Genomic DNA, 868 nt, shown 5'->3' with positions numbered 1-868 from the left:
GCGTCAGCGCCAGTAATAGCAAAGTCGGAACGACGCCGGATTATTCCGAAAACGCTAAGGCTAATCAGCTTAATTACAGATTGTCCATCCCTATAATGACCAGAGTGGTGGCAGGAAATCGTGTTTATTATGTTAGGTTGCGCATTGGTGATGGTCCGGAAACCAATGTCATTCTTGATACAGGTTCTATTGGACTGCGGGTGATTTCTGCTGTTGTTCCAAATAGGGCTAAGAATGGGCGCCCTATTATTTACCACTTTGAAAGTGGCAGCGAACTGCACGGCAGTGTATCAAACGAGAATATTTCCGCAGGCGGGCATCTGCTGGGTACCGTCCCGGTTCAGGTGGTTGATAAATTACGCTGTACCTCTCAAGTACCGGCCTGCGCGGTGGCAAGGTTAGATCCGTCAACGCCTTTTGCACAGGGTATTGACGGCCGAAGTAATCAGGAGTTTGGCGCCATCATGGGTATCAGGCTCTTTGCACGTGATCGGGCTGTCCCTAACCCTTTGAGAGCAGCAGGCTTTAAGCTTTGGGTGGTGAAGCTGCCGCTCAGAGATGGGGAGCAAGGTGCGCTAACCCTTGGTGTATCACCGACAGAGTTAAGTAACTTTACGCGGATAGCTGTCGACACAAATGGCTCCCTAACTGCCTGCCTCGATAGTAGCGGAGCGACGCAGTTAATATGTCTTCCGACGGTGCTGGACACTGGGGATCCCCATGTTTTCGTTTACCTACAAAATGTTAAAAATCAAGTATTACCAGCGAATATGCCAATGAAACTGGTTTTCGCCAATACGCTGAATGCAGGCCAGAAAGTTGTGGTGGAATTTACATCTGCTAAAAACCAAGATAAAGAGTCACAAGA

General features: G+C 48.7%; 1 protein-coding gene. It reads left to right on the top strand.

The window, feature by feature from the left end; translation table 11 throughout:
* Positions 1 to 868 (top strand): hypothetical protein (locus tag AC1DUO_RS25545; protein ID WP_477989492.1); only part of this gene is annotated, 868 nt, incomplete at both ends.

The organism is Rahnella sp. P4_A8, from assembly GCF_056402435.1.
The sequence above is the reverse complement of the archived record's forward strand: the minus strand, read 5'-3'. Positions and strand labels throughout refer to the sequence as shown.